12 protein-coding genes and 3 pseudogenes are annotated in these 17,493 nt (G+C 42.4%); 8 read left to right on the top strand and 7 right to left on the bottom strand.

All coding sequences use genetic code 11. From position 1 onward, the window contains the following. Nucleotides 1-110: 110 nt before the first annotated feature. Both ACQG1K_RS05640 and ACQG1K_RS05635 read right to left on the bottom strand, forming a co-directional pair. Complete coding sequence (locus ACQG1K_RS05640; protein ID WP_032729488.1) at nt 111-347, bottom strand: hypothetical protein; 237 nt, start codon at nt 345-347, stop codon at nt 111-113. 11 nt (nt 348-358) lie between these two features. After that, nucleotides 359-1,243: a GTPase family protein gene (locus ACQG1K_RS05635; RefSeq protein WP_032729486.1), complete on the bottom strand. Its 885-nt coding sequence runs from the start codon at nt 1,241-1,243 to the stop codon at nt 359-361. Between the two features lie 590 nt (nt 1,244-1,833). Here ACQG1K_RS05635 and ACQG1K_RS05630 point away from each other — a divergent pair. Next, nucleotides 1,834-2,463, top strand: coding sequence for an inovirus Gp2 family protein (locus tag ACQG1K_RS05630; protein WP_032729484.1), 630 nt, complete (start codon nt 1,834-1,836; stop codon nt 2,461-2,463). A 121-nt stretch (nt 2,464-2,584) separates the two neighbouring features. Next, a complete protein-coding gene (locus ACQG1K_RS05625; protein ID WP_032729483.1) occupies nt 2,585-2,794 on the top strand; it encodes a helix-turn-helix transcriptional regulator in 210 nt (69 codons plus the stop codon). A 611-nt stretch (nt 2,795-3,405) separates the two neighbouring features. Here ACQG1K_RS05625 and ACQG1K_RS05620 read toward each other — a convergent pair. After that, complete coding sequence (locus tag ACQG1K_RS05620; protein WP_032729482.1) at nt 3,406-4,998, bottom strand: YfjI family protein; 1,593 nt, start codon at nt 4,996-4,998, stop codon at nt 3,406-3,408. 111 nt (nt 4,999-5,109) lie between these two features. On the opposite strand from ACQG1K_RS05620, the pseudogene ACQG1K_RS05615 reads away from it, so the two are divergent. After that, nucleotides 5,110-5,606: pseudogene (locus ACQG1K_RS05615) on the top strand (IS481 family transposase); the annotation flags it as partial. Between the two features lie 34 nt (nt 5,607-5,640). Here ACQG1K_RS05615 and ACQG1K_RS05610 read toward each other — a convergent pair. The 3 genes and pseudogenes from ACQG1K_RS05610 to ACQG1K_RS05600 form a co-directional block, all read right to left on the bottom strand. Next, nucleotides 5,641-6,909: pseudogene (locus ACQG1K_RS05610) on the bottom strand (amino acid permease). 437 nt (nt 6,910-7,346) lie between these two features. After that, nucleotides 7,347-9,017 (bottom strand): LTA synthase family protein, encoded by a 1,671-nt coding sequence (locus ACQG1K_RS05605; RefSeq protein WP_004856877.1) that lies wholly within the window; start codon nt 9,015-9,017, stop codon nt 7,347-7,349. A gap of 500 nt (nt 9,018-9,517) precedes the next feature. Next, nucleotides 9,518-11,533 carry an LTA synthase family protein gene (locus tag ACQG1K_RS05600; protein WP_004856879.1) on the bottom strand — a complete coding sequence of 672 codons (2,016 nt, stop codon included), beginning with the start codon at nt 11,531-11,533 and terminating at the stop codon, nt 9,518-9,520. Between the two features lie 779 nt (nt 11,534-12,312). Here ACQG1K_RS05600 and ACQG1K_RS05595 point away from each other — a divergent pair. The 3 genes and pseudogenes from ACQG1K_RS05595 to ACQG1K_RS05585 all read left to right on the top strand — a co-directional run bounded on the left by ACQG1K_RS05595 (nt 12,313) and on the right by ACQG1K_RS05585 (nt 14,177). After that, a complete protein-coding gene (locus ACQG1K_RS05595) occupies nt 12,313-13,008 on the top strand; it encodes a response regulator (RefSeq protein WP_004856883.1) in 696 nt (231 codons plus the stop codon). A gap of 342 nt (nt 13,009-13,350) precedes the next feature. Then, nucleotides 13,351-13,736, top strand: a pseudogene (locus ACQG1K_RS05590) (IS3 family transposase); the annotation flags it as partial. A 111-nt stretch (nt 13,737-13,847) separates the two neighbouring features. After that, nucleotides 13,848-14,177, top strand: coding sequence for a hypothetical protein (locus ACQG1K_RS05585; RefSeq protein ID WP_128320113.1), 330 nt, complete (start codon nt 13,848-13,850; stop codon nt 14,175-14,177). Between the two features lie 603 nt (nt 14,178-14,780). Here ACQG1K_RS05585 and ACQG1K_RS05580 read toward each other — a convergent pair. After that, entirely contained in the window at nt 14,781-15,167 is a 387-nt protein-coding gene (locus ACQG1K_RS05580; RefSeq protein ID WP_306459895.1) for a helix-turn-helix transcriptional regulator, read from the bottom strand. Between the two features lie 444 nt (nt 15,168-15,611). On the opposite strand from ACQG1K_RS05580, the gene ACQG1K_RS05575 reads away from it, so the two are divergent. Both ACQG1K_RS05575 and ACQG1K_RS05570 read left to right on the top strand, forming a co-directional pair. Further along, on the top strand, nt 15,612-16,307 hold the full coding sequence (locus ACQG1K_RS05575) for a response regulator transcription factor (protein ID WP_028018371.1): 696 nt from the start codon (nt 15,612-15,614) through the stop codon (nt 16,305-16,307). Then, complete coding sequence (locus ACQG1K_RS05570) at nt 16,304-17,488, top strand: sensor histidine kinase (RefSeq protein WP_028018370.1); 1,185 nt, start codon at nt 16,304-16,306, stop codon at nt 17,486-17,488. The genes ACQG1K_RS05575 and ACQG1K_RS05570 overlap by 4 nt, the downstream gene beginning before the upstream one ends. The last annotated feature ends 5 nt before the right edge of the window (nt 17,489-17,493 follow it).

Raw genomic sequence — 17,493 nt, 5'->3', positions numbered from 1 at the left:
GCTAGAAAAGATGAAATATTTTTCTGTCTGTAACCGACTGAATTTACGTAGATAATCACGCATTTTTCAGCAAAGGGACTGCAGATGGTCATATCCTGTCAAGAATCAGGTCAGCAGTAGGCGTTGCCAGGGCGGAAGGAGGATGCAGTATGGCGTTGTATAAATCGCTCACTCAGTAAACGCAGTAAGAGGTGAAACAGAACGATGAGAGCCCAGCGGATGCTGTGGATCTCTTTCTCCGGCCAGCCTGCGCGCCGCCAGTAATCCAGGATCCGGGTTACTATCTGTCTTCGGATATAGCGCAGCAGCATGCGTAACTGGGGCCATGTCAGCTTCCTGAGTATCATTTTCTACCTCCTCAAAAAAGTAAGTGCCACAGTGCAGAAGCGGCATTCACAATGCCGTCGCGGATTGTTCCCAGCACTTCCCGGATCGGTTTTGGCAGCGGAATGGCGTCTACTATCCGGCTGAACAGCTCACCCAGTAGATCGCCAAAATCCTGCCGGGCGGTACTCTCTGCCTCCGCAGATCGGTGCTCTTCTCTGACCTGACGAAACACGCCGCTGCTGGCCTCCGGGGGCAGGGCAAATATCATGGTTTCGACCAGACGGGCCAGGTTGTAGCCGGTTTTGGCTGACACCGCATGCACCGGATAAGGACAGGAGAACTGCCGTGAGATAGCTGCGCTTCGGGCGGTCAGCGTCAGCAGCTGGCCGGTGGAGGGCTGACGTGCTGCCCTGTCCCATTCCAGTGAGGGTTCCGCCTTGTCGGCCTGGTTAATAACGAAGATAATGCTGCCCGGTGAGACACCGCATTTGAGTAGGAACCGGTGAAACGCTTCATCGGTCGCGCAGGCCCGGTCATCCGCTTTCATCACCCAGAGAATAAGATCCAGCGTCGGTAACTGCTCTTTATACAGCTGCCGGTATTCACGGTCATAGTCCAGAGATTCACCTGCACCGGGTAAATCGACCAGCGTCATGCGGCGCCCGCCGATATCAAGCGAGAAGCGAAGCGGTTCACGGGTACAGCCCTGGACATCGCTGACCGGACTAAGGGGCTGCTGAAAGAGCGCATTGCAGAGCGAACTTTTGCCACTCCCTGTTTTACCCATGATGCCGATGACTGGCTCGTAATGAATGTGCTGGCGGATGCGGTTCAGTATTGTGCGGGAGAGTGTTTCGGGCAGGAGAGACAGCTGTTTCTTCAGGGCATCAAGACCCTGTTCAGTTTTATCGGACACATTAACCTCCGGGAGTGAAATAATAAAACGGTAGCATTTCTGCTGCCGTTCTCACCAGGGTAATATAGGTCTGAAACTTTTTTGAATGTAATTTTTTAGGGGGGCGAACTGTTCCTGTTGAAAGGACAGTTTGGGGTATGACAGAACAGGTGCAACAGACCCGTTATTATGCAGGCTATTATATGTGAAAAGAGTGCTAACTTGAGAGTAAAAACAAGCGGTTATCTGATGTGAAAACACGACTTTTAAGTGTTTTCTTCTTTTATTGTATTTTCCAATAAGTATATGTTAGCACTTGTCGGGTTGGTAATATAATAATATAGATACTCTTGTTAGTGTTTGTGTTTGTGTTTGTGTTTGTGTAGTTATATTAATAAGCGTATCAGATAGATTAATGGTTATATATGTAAAGTCAGGTAATAAACTAACCTAATGAATGCAATCAATCTAAGTTATCATATCTAGCGTCATATAAATAATACATATTCATATTCTCCCACTTCCTGATATTAATCTGCATGACAGAAAGTAATTTATTACTGCCTGTGTATATCTATTGAACAAACTCACTAACACAAGGTCATTTCATAATGAGCATTAATACTTACAGCTACGGTAAACTGAACCATAACTATGTTAAGCGTATTCAGGATACTATCACTAAAGCCCTGAATGATTATCCCCGTGTAATGGTCCTGAGGGTAGACCTTCGTTTGCCGGAGATTGAGACAGGTTCGTATAACTCAGATTCAGGAATAGTCACCCGTTTCATTGTTTCCCTTAAAGCTCAGATTGAGGCTGACCTACTGAAAAAACAACATACAGGGAAGCGGGTTCACCCTTGTCGTGTTCGTCATATCTGGGCAAGGGAGTTTAATGAGTGCGGTAAAAAACATTATCACGTGGCCTTACTCTTTAATCGTGAAGCCTATGCTTATCCAGGAAGCTATACCAGTGCAGACGGAGAATACACTCACAATCTGGCCATGATGATTATGGAGGCCTGGGTACGGGCACTGGGGCTGAATACAGTGGTTAATCATCAGCAATATTATCCCCTGGTAGAGTTTCCTGCCAATTGCTACTACCACCTGAGTAAAAACCACAGTGACTATACGGCTCAGTTATCCAATGTCACTGACAGGCTTAACTATCTGGCCAAGGACTACAGCAAAGATAATTCAGACAGCCAACGTAATTTTGGCTGTAGTCAGTACTGATGAGGTCATAAGTATTTTTCTACTGGCGAGAGGAATGTTATGTCGGAGTACCAGGTGAGCGATAAATCAATCATTCCTGGCACTCCTGTCTTTCATTTCCTTAAGACAGAGAGAAATCGTCATGACAGATACAACCCGCAGCCTGCTCAGTGATAAAATGGTCGATATGGCATTCATTACGGAATTTACCGGGTGCAGCGATAAATGGTTTTACAAGTTGATTCAGGAAGGTTTATTCCCAAAGCCGATTAAGCTGGGGCGTAGTTCGCGCTGGCTTAAAAGTGAGGTTGAGGAATGGGTTCAGAAACTTATTTCCGAGTCCCGTGCATAATGCATCCTGATGTGCGAGTCGTATACCCCCCCCATAAACTCTCCTGTGGATCTTAAATATTTATGTAACCTTGTTTGTTATCTGGGTTGTTTGAATATTACAGATAGGCATGCGCTAATTATTCTTGTGTATTTATAATGAGAGCCTGTGCGAATGTTTTATGTTCACCTTGCAGGTCTCTCGTTTACAGTTTTTAGAATAAACTAAACTGAGTTTCGAGAATAAACGACGAAGCATGTTAACTCAGCGGTGATAGTGAGTTAAATAATCACCGGTCCAATACTGTAGATAAAAAGCACTTAACTAATCAGTGGTTCCCCATGATTCCTTGTAACAATTTAATAGCAATCTTGCGTGGTATAAGAGCCACTGAAGCCAACATTGATGTAATGCGTCGAGGTTTACCATTGTATAAATTATGTGTTTTAAGTGTACGTGGCTTTTCTAATAATGCAGCTAAAGCTGCTAAAAAAAATTTTTAGTAACTTTAGCGGGGTATGGTGAAAGAATTCATCTCTTTCCTTGGCTGACTTCCGGCCATCAGCAGAATCCCATCGGACGGATGAACTCCACATACGACACCAGTGTTTCTTGGAACATTTCGATAACAATCATTGCCATTGCAGTCTGTTGGGATCGTAACCACTCAGTGGTGGAGTGGCATTATTTCTGTAGTCTACTGTGTTAAATTTATTGAAAAATGGATTGAGGGGATAAATATAACCATGTGCATCTAATTGTGCTGCCGCGATATAAATCGCACGTTGTGGTGGGTAGCATATTGTGACAACCAGACCGAGCTGAATGAGTTGGTTGAGTGCAGGTGTTAAACGTTCAATTCTTCTGAGTCTGGCGGGACCATGCGTCTCCAGTTCATTCTTTGAGAACGGCTGCCAGGGATTAATTCTTACACCAGTCACTTGCCCTGTTTGAAAATTAGTGACTTTCATTACACCTGTCGGATTAGCAAAGCGATTTTTTATCCAGTCGAACAACTGGTATACATCTTGCTGAAGTTGATACTGTGTACTTAGTTTATAAAAATACTTAGCTGCCTGATTAAGGTGCCACTCAGTAATCGTAAATGCGTTCTTTAAATATTGTTCTGATATATCACTTTCAGAATAGCAATCAAAAATTGCGGCCATGCGTATTGCCTGACTGCTTGCTTTAGACACGAATTCAGGGATGTGCTCCCAGCACTGATTTTTGGCTATATTCAATTGATACTGACTTATTTTTTCTTCAAATAATTTTTTCGCACCCTCAGTTAATGTTAGTGTCCTTTTAGATTTGCTGGTATCGTAAAAATGTTCCTTTTGCTCTTCCAGGAATTTATTTAAATGAATGAATAGATTGTCCAGTGCTTGCCTTGAGTTATCTTGGTTCAGGTTTATTCTTCTCTGACCTATAGTGCTTACTGTTTCTGTAAATAAAAAACGGGCAAGGAATCCGCTAGATACAGCTTTTTTTCCATGGCGTTCCAGATACTCCTCAAATACTTCAGGCTGAACCATAAGAAGAAATGTCAGATATGCGTTAAGACGGATAGTGCCTTCTTTTTTACGTGAGACCGAAAGAGGTTCGTTTTTCCATATTTTATTGAGCAATCCGAGGTTGTTTTTTAACTGGCCGGTAAAAAAAGTCATGGCTTCATCTGCAAATACGCCAGCATACGGATATTCACTCAGTCCCTGAATGATACCTTCTGGCGTTGCATCTTCATAAAACATTTCAAACGCTCTGGGTTTTTTCGGTTCAGCAGCCTGATGCTCGCGCAGAAGAAGTTCTTCAACCTCACCTTCCCCACCATTCTTTACTGCTTTCTGATAATTACGATTTAGTGCTTTTTCTTTTAATGACCAGATAGCATGGTCTTTTTTGTAGACATCAAGTAAATCTTCATATTCCTCATGCATCTCAGAAGCAAATTCATCGAAGGGAGTCATAAGCAATTCACGGAGGGGGCTTTTCCCCTCACCGGATTTTGCGAGCGTCAGAAAATAAAGAGAGCAGGGTTCTGGCTTTTTATTTCCGAAGGGAGAGGCCACTTCAACAAGAGGCTGCAAAGCCAGTGATAATGCCGCCAGCACCGTACTGCCAATCATTTCTATGGGGATAAGGGTGTCTTCATGTAGCGTCGTAATGACATTACGTAAAACTGAAGGAAATACATCTGTCGGATAGTTGTTAAGGTTACTCATTGTAATTACTCAATTTACGATATCAGGAACATACATATCAGGATAAAGCAAAGTGGCAATAAAAAGCGAGCGAGGAAGGTTCCCGGAGCCCTGTCATCACCCCGTAGCCTGGTGAGCATCCCGGCCCATGGGCAACACAGGACCAGTAATGAGCTGCGTAAAAAAGGCGTGTTTATCTCCGACAGCGGGGTTCGCTCCATCTGGCAACGGCACGACCTGGAGAACTTCAGTAAACGGTTGAAGGCGCTTGAGGAAAAGGTTGCCTGAGAAAGCATCGTGCTTACCGGCGCTCAAATCGCAGCTCTGGAGAAGAAGGCGCACGATGACGAACTCAGCGGCGAATGCGAGACGGCACATCCGGTGTATCTGGGCTCGCAGGACACCTTCTACGTGGGCAATCTGAAAGGTGTTGATCATTCTACCAGCAGACGTTCGTGGATACGTATTCGAGAGTGGCACACTGCAAGCTGTATACGAGTAAAACACCGATCACTGTCGCCGACCAGCTCAATGATCGTGTACTGCCGTTCTACGAGGTTCAGGGACTGCCGATGCTGATAATACTGACCGACAGGTGTACGGAGTACCGTGGTAAAGTGGAGCAGCATGTAGTGACACCGGGTTATGCCGGTGTCACCGAATTTAAAACATACCGTAAAGCAGTGCGGAAACTGTCAATAAACCGCACCCCAGCACTATCACTGCGGTTGGGCCGCGCAGCGGTTTGAGCACCGGGCGGATTAACACTAGCCAGGTAGGAATAACAAACAGGAATATGGCAATTAATGGCCCGCAGACGGTTTCAATCATATTGATCACGTCCGGGTTTAAGAACACCACAATGGAAGTGACGATAAACATCACCACCGTTGTCAGTAGCTTCACGCTTTGGAGTTAACTATTGCGCTTAAGGTTGAACAGATCACTGGCGAGCACGTTAAAAGTTTCTGCCACCGGCATCGAGATCCCCAAAAACGACTTCGTCATGCCCAGAATAGCAATCAGCGGCGCCAGATACAGCATGGCACTCATTCCGCCCTGCTCACCAATCACCGACAGTACGTTTAAATTTTGAGCCTTCGCGATCTCAAAAGTTGAACGAGGGGTACTTAAAATACAACTCAACACGAAGAAAATAATACTGATGAAAATCAGCCAATAAGCTCGACGGATAACGCGAACTGATTGTGTCTCACCACCGTGCCCCGGCTCGCGATACCAGGATGCAAGTGCAGGAATTAGCGGGGCAGAACAGAGTGAGAAAGCGATGAGCGGCAGGGTCAGCCACAGAGATTTCAGTGAGCTTGCGATGTCAGTGGTATGCGTCTGTCGCCACGCGTAGGTGATATTATGGATATCCCAGGCCGGAATTTGTGACGTTGCGACGACAATAATAGCAATCGCAAAAGGCAACGCCAACGCGCTCATAGTACTTACCACTTTGTCGCGACCTTTGCTCAATACAGGGTGCAAAATCACCAGTACAACCAGCGTCAGGGGAGCACGACTAATGCCGTTGATGTGCAGACGCTCGTTGAAAAAGTGACTCAGCGCATTTACCAATGAAACAGCATAGACCAGAGTCACCGGATAATGGGCCACGCAGAAAAACAGTTTCATCGCCTGACGGCCTTTGGAACCGAAGAAAGAGCCGAACAGGGGTAAGGTTTGATCAGTCTGGTCTTGGCCCTGCTTGTCGCGCATAAAAACGCGGCAGATAAGCACGTGCGGAACAAGCGAAAGCGGGAAAGCAAGAAGGAGTAGCGAAATAAACACCATCGGCCCATGGGTACCAATCTCAACCGGTAGAAATAGCGTTCCGGCACCGACGGTTGCGCCATAAACACCCATCATCCAGATGGTATCATTTTTTGTCCATTGCGGGCGTGTTATAGCAGTTTCTTTATTCATATTACTCACAGTGTTTCGGTATGACGATGACGTAAATAGTTATAACTGTAGGGTGTTCCAGACAGAACAAATAGAGTGTTTCTTATAGTTATCTCGACGTGAACGCTCCATACTACGGGTGGCAAGAGGCCAGCAGCAAGCGGTTTTTGGATGTGTCCTTGGCACGCCGCCCCTGTCCGCTGCCCCTGAAACAAGCGCCTATTACGGCTTTACCGAACGGTGCTGATGAAAACAGGCTTGATGATTAGGAGATCGAATCGACCATTTTTGATAGCCATAACCATGAATCGTAGCATGATACACTCTCAGATAACGGGGAGTGGCGAGTTATTACGCGTAAAAATGCCTGCACTGCTGTTTTTTTAATCCAAAACCCGTTTAGCGCCCTGGATTATTTATTTCTATCCAAGGACGCTATAACTCAGCTACTAACGCCCTCAGTTCCGAGAGGCAGCATGTAACCTGTTATAAATATAGTGTCTATAGCTATTAAGAAGCGGTTTATCCCCACAATCGTTCAAAGCTCCTTTACACAGATGACGCATGTCGATATTGGCCTGGTAGAATGGTGATACCTTCAAGTTAGCTTGTTCCAGCAGTATCCCTCCCAGAAAAGCTATATCAGTCACCGATCCCAGGTCTGATACTGTTCGCATATTGGTGTTATCTCTCAGGCTAAACTGCGTAAGATGAGAGGCATCTGTTAGCGATGTCGTATAGCCGTTAGCCCAATCTATGCTCGGCTGATGGTCACCAAAATACATAAACATTGTTGGCTTTTGGCGCTGGTCGACAAACTGGAAAAATTCTGACATCGCTACGTCAGAATTTTTTATTTTTTCCATATAGTGACTGAATTTAGATGCAGAATCTTTGTTTTTTACCACCGAGGATAGTTGATAGTCATCCCTATGATCAGAAGCGTAAGGACCATGCTCATACATGGTAAGTGCATAGACAAAAATAGGCTTATCAGTATGAATATCTAAGATTTTTTTGATGTAATGCAGTATGTCTGCTGTGGTGATATGCCACAAATTATCTTGCAGACTACCGGGATAACCCAGCTCCTGTGGCTGGATAATCTTATCGACCCCCATCATAGTATAGGCGTGGCCGGCATTATAGGCTGACTTATTGAATGGAGTGAGTACCACGGTATAATAACCATTGGCTTTCATCTGTTTGAAAAGGCTATCATTCACATGGTCGATAACCGAGTAAAATACCGCATTTTTCCTAGCACCAAAATCATCACTGCGCAGTCCCGTGAGAACTGCAAACTCCGATAGCCAGGTCCCTCCTCCAAATGTTTGCACCCTCAAGAGTGTTTGTGCTTTCACAGCATTTCCTTGTTCAAACATGGATAAATGCGGTAGCAACGCTGGAGTCGGCACTTGATACAATCGCGGATCAGTGGTTGACTCTTGCAACAGCAGCACAATGTCGGGATATAGACTTGAAGCGGCTTTAGTTTCTCTGTGGAGGACGGCCGCGCGAGTGATGAAATCCCCTTCTCTATCATCAGAAAAGTACGGCGGATCATAGTCCGTCTGGCTACTCGACATAACCAAATTAGACACAACGCCAGTTCCTCCCGGCAGTCGACCTACCCAGTCGTTTTGATAACGCATAACACACTGGCTTACCAACCAACCGCTGGCTACCAAGATGGAAATAGCAATCAATTGTGGTGTAAATCCATGCCGGCGCGGTACCGCACGCCATCCAACAATGAGAGTGAAGATGACAAAAGCACCCAGCCCGACTAGGGCCAGTCCAGCGGCCGGGTAATGAAGCAGCGTATCCGCATTGGATAGGTCTGCCAACATGTAGAAGTCAGGGAACATCAATTTATCTTTATAATAATGCACCTTGAGTTGATTAATAAACTGCAGCACGATAACCAGTAGGCTGCCAGCTGACACGGAAAACATCGCTTTCGCAGAAATCAAATAAACCAGCCCACAAAAAAAAATAAAAGCGCCACTGGCAGTAACCAGGGGATAAATATCACCCGATGCATTACCCACCAAAATAATTAAAGCCGCAGTAATTAACAGAGTCAGATAAGAGTAAGACTTTGGCGCAGAACTAAACTGCGTCATTATCGATGGGTAAACTTGATATTTCACGATGCTAACGGTCTCCTGTAGAAACGCCCTTTACGGGCGACCTATAAATTTCTTGTAAAAAACAGTCGCCTCGGCAATATAAAAAGGTTTTATAGCTAGAAAGTAAAACCCACTGCTAACAATAAAGATCACACGCAGCATCTCTTTATCGCGAGGCCTGCTCCATTACTGGGGGGGAACTTGAATTTTTTAACCTTAAGATGCAACTCCATTAGAAAAACGGAAAAATATTAAAGCGTCATTTAGCGGTAATCTTGAAGACCAAAAAACATATAGCAACCAGTAAAAAATTTATCAAACGCACAGATAAAAGCCCCCTTCCATACCGTAACACCTCATCTTTGGCTAGTAACTAATACCTAGAGCATGAGCGATGCAATACGTCAAAAGGCACACTACTCCATCCGCCATAGCGTATTTTAAATTGTTAATAACAACCAGTTTCGCAATATGCAAAAATCAAAAAAACATCCCTACTTACCGCCGTGAACCTGACGATTTAATTGCCACCACAAAAGTCCTGTAAATGCCTCCCAGCGATGGCATTCTTTCCCTTTGATTAAATCCATGCGCTCAGGGCTAGCAAGAAGCAGTCCAGATTTATTTTTCCAAGGCCGAAACTCAGGCTTTCCGGTAAAAATGCAGGCACCTTCATTTGTAATCGTGATTTCAGGATTATATCCATTACACCAAGTACCATCCAAATGCTGAGCCAACAAGTTGCACCCCGTGCGATAATATAATGTATCCGAAAGACTAAGTTGATATAGCGTCGGTAGAATATCTTTATGGCTTCCAACCCTATTACCATCGAAATAGCTGCTATGTTGGTAGTTCAGAGGAACGTAAATATAAAATGGCACAGCATGGCCAAGTGCTAACTCTTGAGGCTCTGGATAACCTATCCCCCGTATATTATGATCACCAGTGACTGCAACAATAGTATGCGAACCTAACGTCTCAGACTTAACCCAGCTAATAAACCGCCCTAATTGATCATTAGAATAGTATAAGGTGCTCATAACCTCATTCAACTCCTCATCAGCTGCTAATTTTCTTAATCTTAGTTTTTCTTGAACAGTTAGATCAATATGCTTTTTTTCGTGACCTTTAGGCGTTTTGTAAGGAGGATGATGTGTTGTTGACATCGACATGATAAACACATGCTCTCCTTTTTTTTCCGCCTCTTTCAAACGCTCGGTCATATAACGAAACATATATTCATCCGGGACGCCCCAGGTTCCGATTTCCGCCTCAGGGTAGCGTTTTTTTAGACCATTCTGCTCTATAAATTCGCTGACACCTAAATGAGGAAGAAACTGATTGAGATTATGCCAGGCACCATTTCCTGAAGTTACAAAAATAATTTTATAGCCATTTGCTAAGAAGGGTTTAAACATATTACTGGCAAAATTGACATTTTGAGCGCTAGTCTGTCCGATACTGCTCATCGGGCTACGAATAAAAAGCCGACTCAAAGTATCAATCGTACCATCACCTTCAGAAATGAAACGGTCGAAACGCCAATCAGCCAACCAGTGCTTTCTTAAGGCCCCCAGTAAATCTCTTTCTTGATTGTCGAAACTCGCCAGGTGGTACCCCATACTTTCCATTACAGACAGTACAACATTTGGCGGATTTTTTTTCACATATGGATTTGCATCAGTCTGAGTCATAAAAGACCGAAGGCCAGGTGCCGAACTTCCCCCCAAAAACTGACTTAATAACTTGCTACCTTCTTCATCCGTAGCTGCTGAAAAATTACCGCTTTCAGCATAAGCATTGAAAGCCCAGTTAAGAGCAATCACTCCATTAGGAGTGAGCATATTTAGCATTTTTACTTCTGAAACTTGAGCATCACTCTGCCGCAAAGGAAAAGTTCCGACAGAACCGCGCATGCCGACAACACAAGCAAGAATGACAAGTAATGTATTAATAATAGATACCGACAGCCTGAGCGTGCCTCCTTTCTTATGACTCAGATAATACTGCCAGCGCCAGTAAATTTTTAACACAATAGAAAAAAACAATATAAGAAAAAGTAAAACCCATATAACCGGGTATTCTTTCCAAACCGTTTTTAATACAGCAGTGGTATCATCATCAACTAACCCGAACACAAAAACATCAATAAAACGCCCATAAGTTACATAATAAAAAACATTTCCAACTGTAATTGCTGTGACTATCAAGCTTAACACGGCAGCCATCCAGGGCCAAAAATGTTGCCATATAATAAAACCACGCCTATCCACTGAAAAACTGGCGGCGACTAATAAGAAAGGCACAAAAATCAAACAGGCAACGCGGACATCGAACAGGCCTCCAATCCAGAACATCCGTATGACATCATGAGAAAAATCCGTCAATAGCCCTGGTGTTTTATTAGTGTAAAATAAATAAGCACGCCCCAACATCTGGATAAGAAAAACAAATAGCCAAGGTAGTAGCAATGCTAGGAATGCTTGCCTAAATCTGCTAAACCACATAGAACCCTCTAATGAAAAAATCTAACAAAAAATAATGCATCAAGTTTTTATCCTCAACCAGCAATCATCTCATCAATGGAGTAAATATTATTATTTGAATAAAGCGAATCTAATCCCCTCTCTCAAGGAAAGTTTGCAGATAAATATATTTCAGCAGCTAATACAATACGGAACTAGATACTAGTATGCCATATGATATAGTCACACTTAATCGCTAATTATAACTCGTTGTCACTGAATTTAGCTCCAGAACACATATCTTTTTAACGCTGAGTGCAACTCGCACAATCAGGAAAACTTGTTCAGTCAATGAATTTGCTGGCGGATTAACTCTGCGATCCGAAGCCCCTCTGTTTCCAACATTCATCCCTACAGTGTATCGTCACCACTGTTTATCCTTTAGAAAACACCATGCTGCATCAGGCTCTCGGCCCCCCCCCTATTTGTTCACAATTTTTCCACACTCTTACTGTGCTTCGCTCATGTCACGTAACATTCATCTTGCTATTAGCTAACAAGACCATTTTTTATCCACCACATTGTTTATCTCCAACCACCAATGCCTCACTCATCCCCGCTGTCTCCGAACCTGAGTCACATTTCAAGTAACTGGACTTTTCATAAATGAAACTAGTTTTCATTTTTACTAAGCCATTGCGATAAAATTTAATTGCTTATGATACTGAAGTTAATTATAAAACGTTTATACTGACTTCATGTGGAGATGATGTGTAGACTGTGTGTAGAAACATGGTATTCATACATAATGTGGAGATTAAATGAAAACCATTAAAGTACTTCTTGCAGAGGATGAGAAAGACATTCGTGAGATCCTTACTGCCTATCTCAATAATGAGGGCTTCGAAGTCGTGACTGCATGCAACGGTCAGCAAGCGGTCGCGCTGTTTCGGGCTTCAGCACCACAGTTAGTGATTCTGGATATCAAAATGCCGCTAATGGATGGCTGGCAGGTACTTAATGAAATTCGCAAGACACACGACACCCCCATCATGATGCTAACAGCACTAGATACAGATGTTGACAAAATTCATGCACTCCGCAACGGTGCTGATGACTATATTGTCAAACCATTTAATCCAGCAGAGGTGAGCGCCAGGGTGAATGTTATCTTGCGTAGAATACAGTTTCACAGCGCCGACAAAAACACCTCAGTTTACTCAACCAAGAATATTTACATTAACATCGAAAATCATCAGGTTAAAATAAAAATCTCCGGTGAAGATATCGGCGACAAATTAACATCAACCGAATTCAAGATATTGACACATCTTATTCGCTACCCCAAGCGGGTTTTTACCCGACAAGAATTGCTTGAGCACTGTTTGCCGGAAAATGACGCCAATGAGCGTACCGTAGATAGCCATATCAGCAAGCTCAGAAAGAAATTTTGGCAAGCGGGTCTGCTAAATGTCCCTGAAAGTATTCGTGGCTTTGGTTATCGGCTGGGAGACTGATATGGCACATCGCAGCATCAATCAGCTGTTTTTCTTCCTGATGCAGAAGTGTATTAGACGTCAACTCCCGCGGGCCGTTGGATACGGCCCGCGGGAGCCGGTCTAAAAAGGAGAGTCAATGTTGATGAAAAAATAGGTATAAATCCAGTTGAGTCGAACATATTCAAAACAAGGCGATACGCAAAATTCTAAACCGCTTCACGTTTTGAGACTACTAAACTTAAATTTTTAATTATTATTACATCGTATCTTTTGGTTCAGCTCATCCCCACCCTAACTCTTTAATTTCTCAGGGCTATTTAGATAGTTTTGTTGAAAATAATGATTTTTGCCCTTTTTTCGATGGCTACGCAGGAAGCTCTTAATCAGAGTTGGCCACGATACGCTGATGTGCGATAGACACTTTCGGACCTTCAGCGTAGTAGATGACTTTAATTGCGAAGCACTGGTAATTGAAATTGACCAGAGTATCGGCGCACAACAAGTGATTAGCATGCTGGGCAGAGTTGAGGAAAATCGCGGATATCTGGTGAAGATCCTGATCGTTAACAGTCCGATTCTAAACCCACTGCCACTGGCACAATGGACTGAAGATCATGGGGTTATTCTGGAGTTTATCAAGTCTGTAAAGTTGACATGGAATATTTCTATCGAATGTTTTACAGGGATATCGGGCAGAAACTTTGGATTTTTATCAGTTCAGAACTTTGAATGAAGCACAGAAAATCATAGGGTGCTGAACGAAGGAATCCATCAGAGAAAGGGCCCATTAATGTCTAAATAGCCTGATGCTGCCGAGTCCCAACAGATGGCTGAAAAAATGGAAACCTAAAAATTAAGTGGAACTAAAATGGAGGGGGGGTATAATAGAGCATGGTAGGAAAAGATTCTGTCTTTATCTTGCATCATGTAATTTCATTGGTGTTACTGATGGAAGTGGTTTAATGATTTTTGTGTTGAACTTGTTTTCACTGAGTATAAAGCAAAGAGATCTTGCAATGGCTTTTAAAAACAAAATACGAGTAGTTAAACAAGCCCCTAAAATTAAAGCGGGTAATCTTTTAATGCAAATCACCAAGATTCTAATTTTCATAGCTCTTGTCGCTTTGGTCGGCGCACAAATATACTCTGACTTTGATTTTAGTATGTTGTTTGCCCCTATGATGTAATTAAATTATTTTTGTGTTTTTATGTGAAAAATGTTTATTGCAACTTCCGGGCTTGCCAATGTTGTGCTGCTAATCGGATTAGCCAATTTTTATTCATCAAGCTTTCTTATATTATTTATAAATAGATCCCTTATCTAACCCAGTATATTTATTCAACTTCTTGTTGCCTTGATGGAATTATTCCGATCAAAGTTAATACGCAAGATTTGATGATCAATACTAGATTGAGATGACCGGGAAAAGTGATATTAACAAACCAAAAGAAAAAGAAGATCACCAGAGAAATCGGCCAAGCAAGTGAAAATAACCGTGTGTCACAGAGTCGTTGGGCACAAAATAGCAGTTTTAATATGATCAGCAAGAAACCGCAAGGGAGATAAAGGAGAACCCTGAAGTATGAAATAAGCATATCAAAGAACGAAGAATTGTTGATAACGGAAATCGTAACTGACTGCAAGAATAAATGATCGTTTTTATAGAGAACTAAAAAATTTATCCATGTAAAGCTAAAAGCTACCGTTGCTGACATCCAAATTGAGTATTCTTTTCGGGATAAAGGATTAGTAATCATCTATTTTTACCATTGAAATTAAAAGTCATAATTTACGAGATTGATTTATCACTAGATTTGAACTTAACAAGCAATTTTTCAGCTGACATCCAAAGCTCGTCACGAGGTGTGTTCGCTTTACGAAATGTGGTAGGAGAAACACCATAATGGTTCTTAAATACTCTACAGAAAGATTGTTGCTCAGGATAACCATACTCAACTGCAATATCTAAGACTTTTCTGTCGGTAGATAAGAGTACTTTAGCAGCCTCTGTCATTTTCCTCGATCGGATGTAAGACTTCATCGACATACCTGTCAAAGAGCAAAACCTACGCTGAACATACCATCTAGAGTATCCTGTTTTATCAATTAAGTTAATGATACTTATAGGTTGTTTAATATACCTCTCCAAAAGAATTATGATACTAGTAATGAACATTCTAGGGAAGGTGCGAATAAGTCACCAAACGCAAAAAAACGCCTATGTAAGTGATTGAATTTAATTGACTAAAAGTTTCATTTTCGTTGCGGAGGGTACTTATTCGCACCTTCCCTAGATTGTTCCATTTTGCTCACTTTCATTACATTTTTCCTGAACCCTTTTCCTTGCCATTGAAATCCCAATTATCGCTTAAGTCTGTCAAGATGGTGTCAATTTTTGTTTTTTTTCTTGATGATTAATTGCGTTTTATGCCAACTAATTGAATTTAAATGAAAATAAACTTAACATTAGGCCTATCTATCGAGAAAGTCTACTGAATTCCATTTTTGGCCATTGAGCATAAACTTCATCCGATTTTTGTTTATTATCTTATTAAAAAAATGCTAAAATTCATTATATTGTTCTTTACATTGACAGAGAAATTGAATAACAGGTTAATATATGGAAGGAAAAAGAGTTTTAATCATTGAGGACGATATGCGGGCTGCAGAGGTCCTGGAAGCTTATCTAAAAAGAGAGTGTTTTACTGTTGCTAAAGTGGGTGATGGTGTTAAAGGCCTCGAGATGGTTTTTTCCTGGCAACCTGATTTGATCTTATTGGATGTCATGCTGCCAGGGATAAACGGCCATGAAATACTGGCTCGAGTGCGTAGAAAGAGCGATGTGCCGGTCATCATGGTGACTGCAATCGGCGAAATACAAGATAAGATTTCCTCGTTGAGGCATGGGGTAGATGATTATATAGTGAAGCCGTATAACCCAGGAGAGGTTGTAGCTCGGGTTCATGCAGTGCTAAGAAGAACGAGTATATTGAATATAAGATCTGAGCTTATTATTTGTGGCCCAGTACAACTTGATGAAGAGGCAATGTTAGTTCACGTTTGCCCTACCGAACATATTAAAATCGCAGTGGAACTTACGCCAACCGAATTTTCAATTTTATCTGTGTTAATGCGAGCGCCCAAAAGAGCTTTTTCCCGACAAACATTGTTGAATATGTGCTTGCCAGAAAGTGATGCATTTGAACGGGTTGTTGATACACATATATACAATTTAAGGAAGAAGCTCAATTCGGTTGGAGTGAATGATGTACTGTTGACAGTTAGAGCAATGGGATATAGGTATTGGAACAAATGAACGCGAAAAATAAAAGAGTCTCTCTCTGGAAGTGGATCTGCGTGAGAGTTATTTCTCAGTCCATTGGTGCGGTTGTCATTATAGCGTTCTGCATGTGGTTGCGGTTTGCTATTTATAATTATTGGATTTTGTATCATGAAATGCCGGAGGATGTTAGAAAGGAATTCCTGCATTTGCTTGCAAATCCAAATGAAGATTTGTACAGGTTTTATAGCCTTTTTCACTATTGGTATGGCTTTGATTTCGCGGATCCATCGATCGCCTCGGCGGATTGGATTATGCTAGGGATTTTAATTATTGTAGCTATTCCTTTAATGATTACACTGGGGCTTTATATGTCAAGGCCGTTGGCGAAACAATTTTTCAACTTGGTTTCTGCAGCAAGGAAAGTCACCGATGGGGATTTCTCTGTTCAAGCAAAAATAGAAAATAAAGCACCGGAAGAACTTCTTGCTCTAACTTACAATTTCAATGAGATGACCCAGAAACTTACTTATTATGAAAATGAGCTTCGAGCCTCTCATATTGCAATGGCGCATGAATTACGCTCTCCACTGACGGCTTCAATCGCACGGCTTCAGGGAATTATGGATGGCGTTTTTGAGCCTGGTAGGGAACAATTAAGTTTAGTCATGCAGCCATTGGTGAACCTTAATCGTCTTATTGATGATCTTCAAATGTTGTCGCTATCCCAAGCTGGAGCATTGTCATTAGAAAAATACAATATAAATATTTGTGATTTGATTAATGAGCGTTTGCAATGGCTAAAGGCAGAAGTTTCTCAAGAATGTTTTACGATTGAATTTGAAAGTACCACCCCCGTATTTGTCTATGCAGATGCGTTCAGAATTGGGCAAGTTGTCACAATTATCATAAAAAATGCACTGCGTTACGCTCATTCCGGCAATAAACTGACAATCACTATTAATCATTCAAATGATAAAGTTATCGTCGGTTTTCGCGATTATGGACCGGGAGTCAGTGAAGCGTTTTTGCCTATGATGTTCGAACGATTCTCAAGAGAGGAGGGTTCTCGGTCGAGAAATCTGGGTGGGAGTGGACTTGGTCTTTCTATAGCTATGGCAATAAGCCAAGAGCATGGTGGCAGTATCAGTGCTCAGAATCATCCTGATGGCGGGATGCTATTTTTACTAATTCTTCCAATGAAAATAGTGTCTTGATGATT

Origin of the sequence: Enterobacter cloacae complex sp. 402C9 (assembly GCF_050030745.1) — a bacterium.
Taxonomy (GTDB): Bacteria; Pseudomonadota; Gammaproteobacteria; order Enterobacterales; family Enterobacteriaceae; genus Enterobacter; species Enterobacter intestinihominis.
Note: the sequence above shows the minus strand (reverse complement) of the source record. Positions and strands in the feature narration are given on the sequence as shown.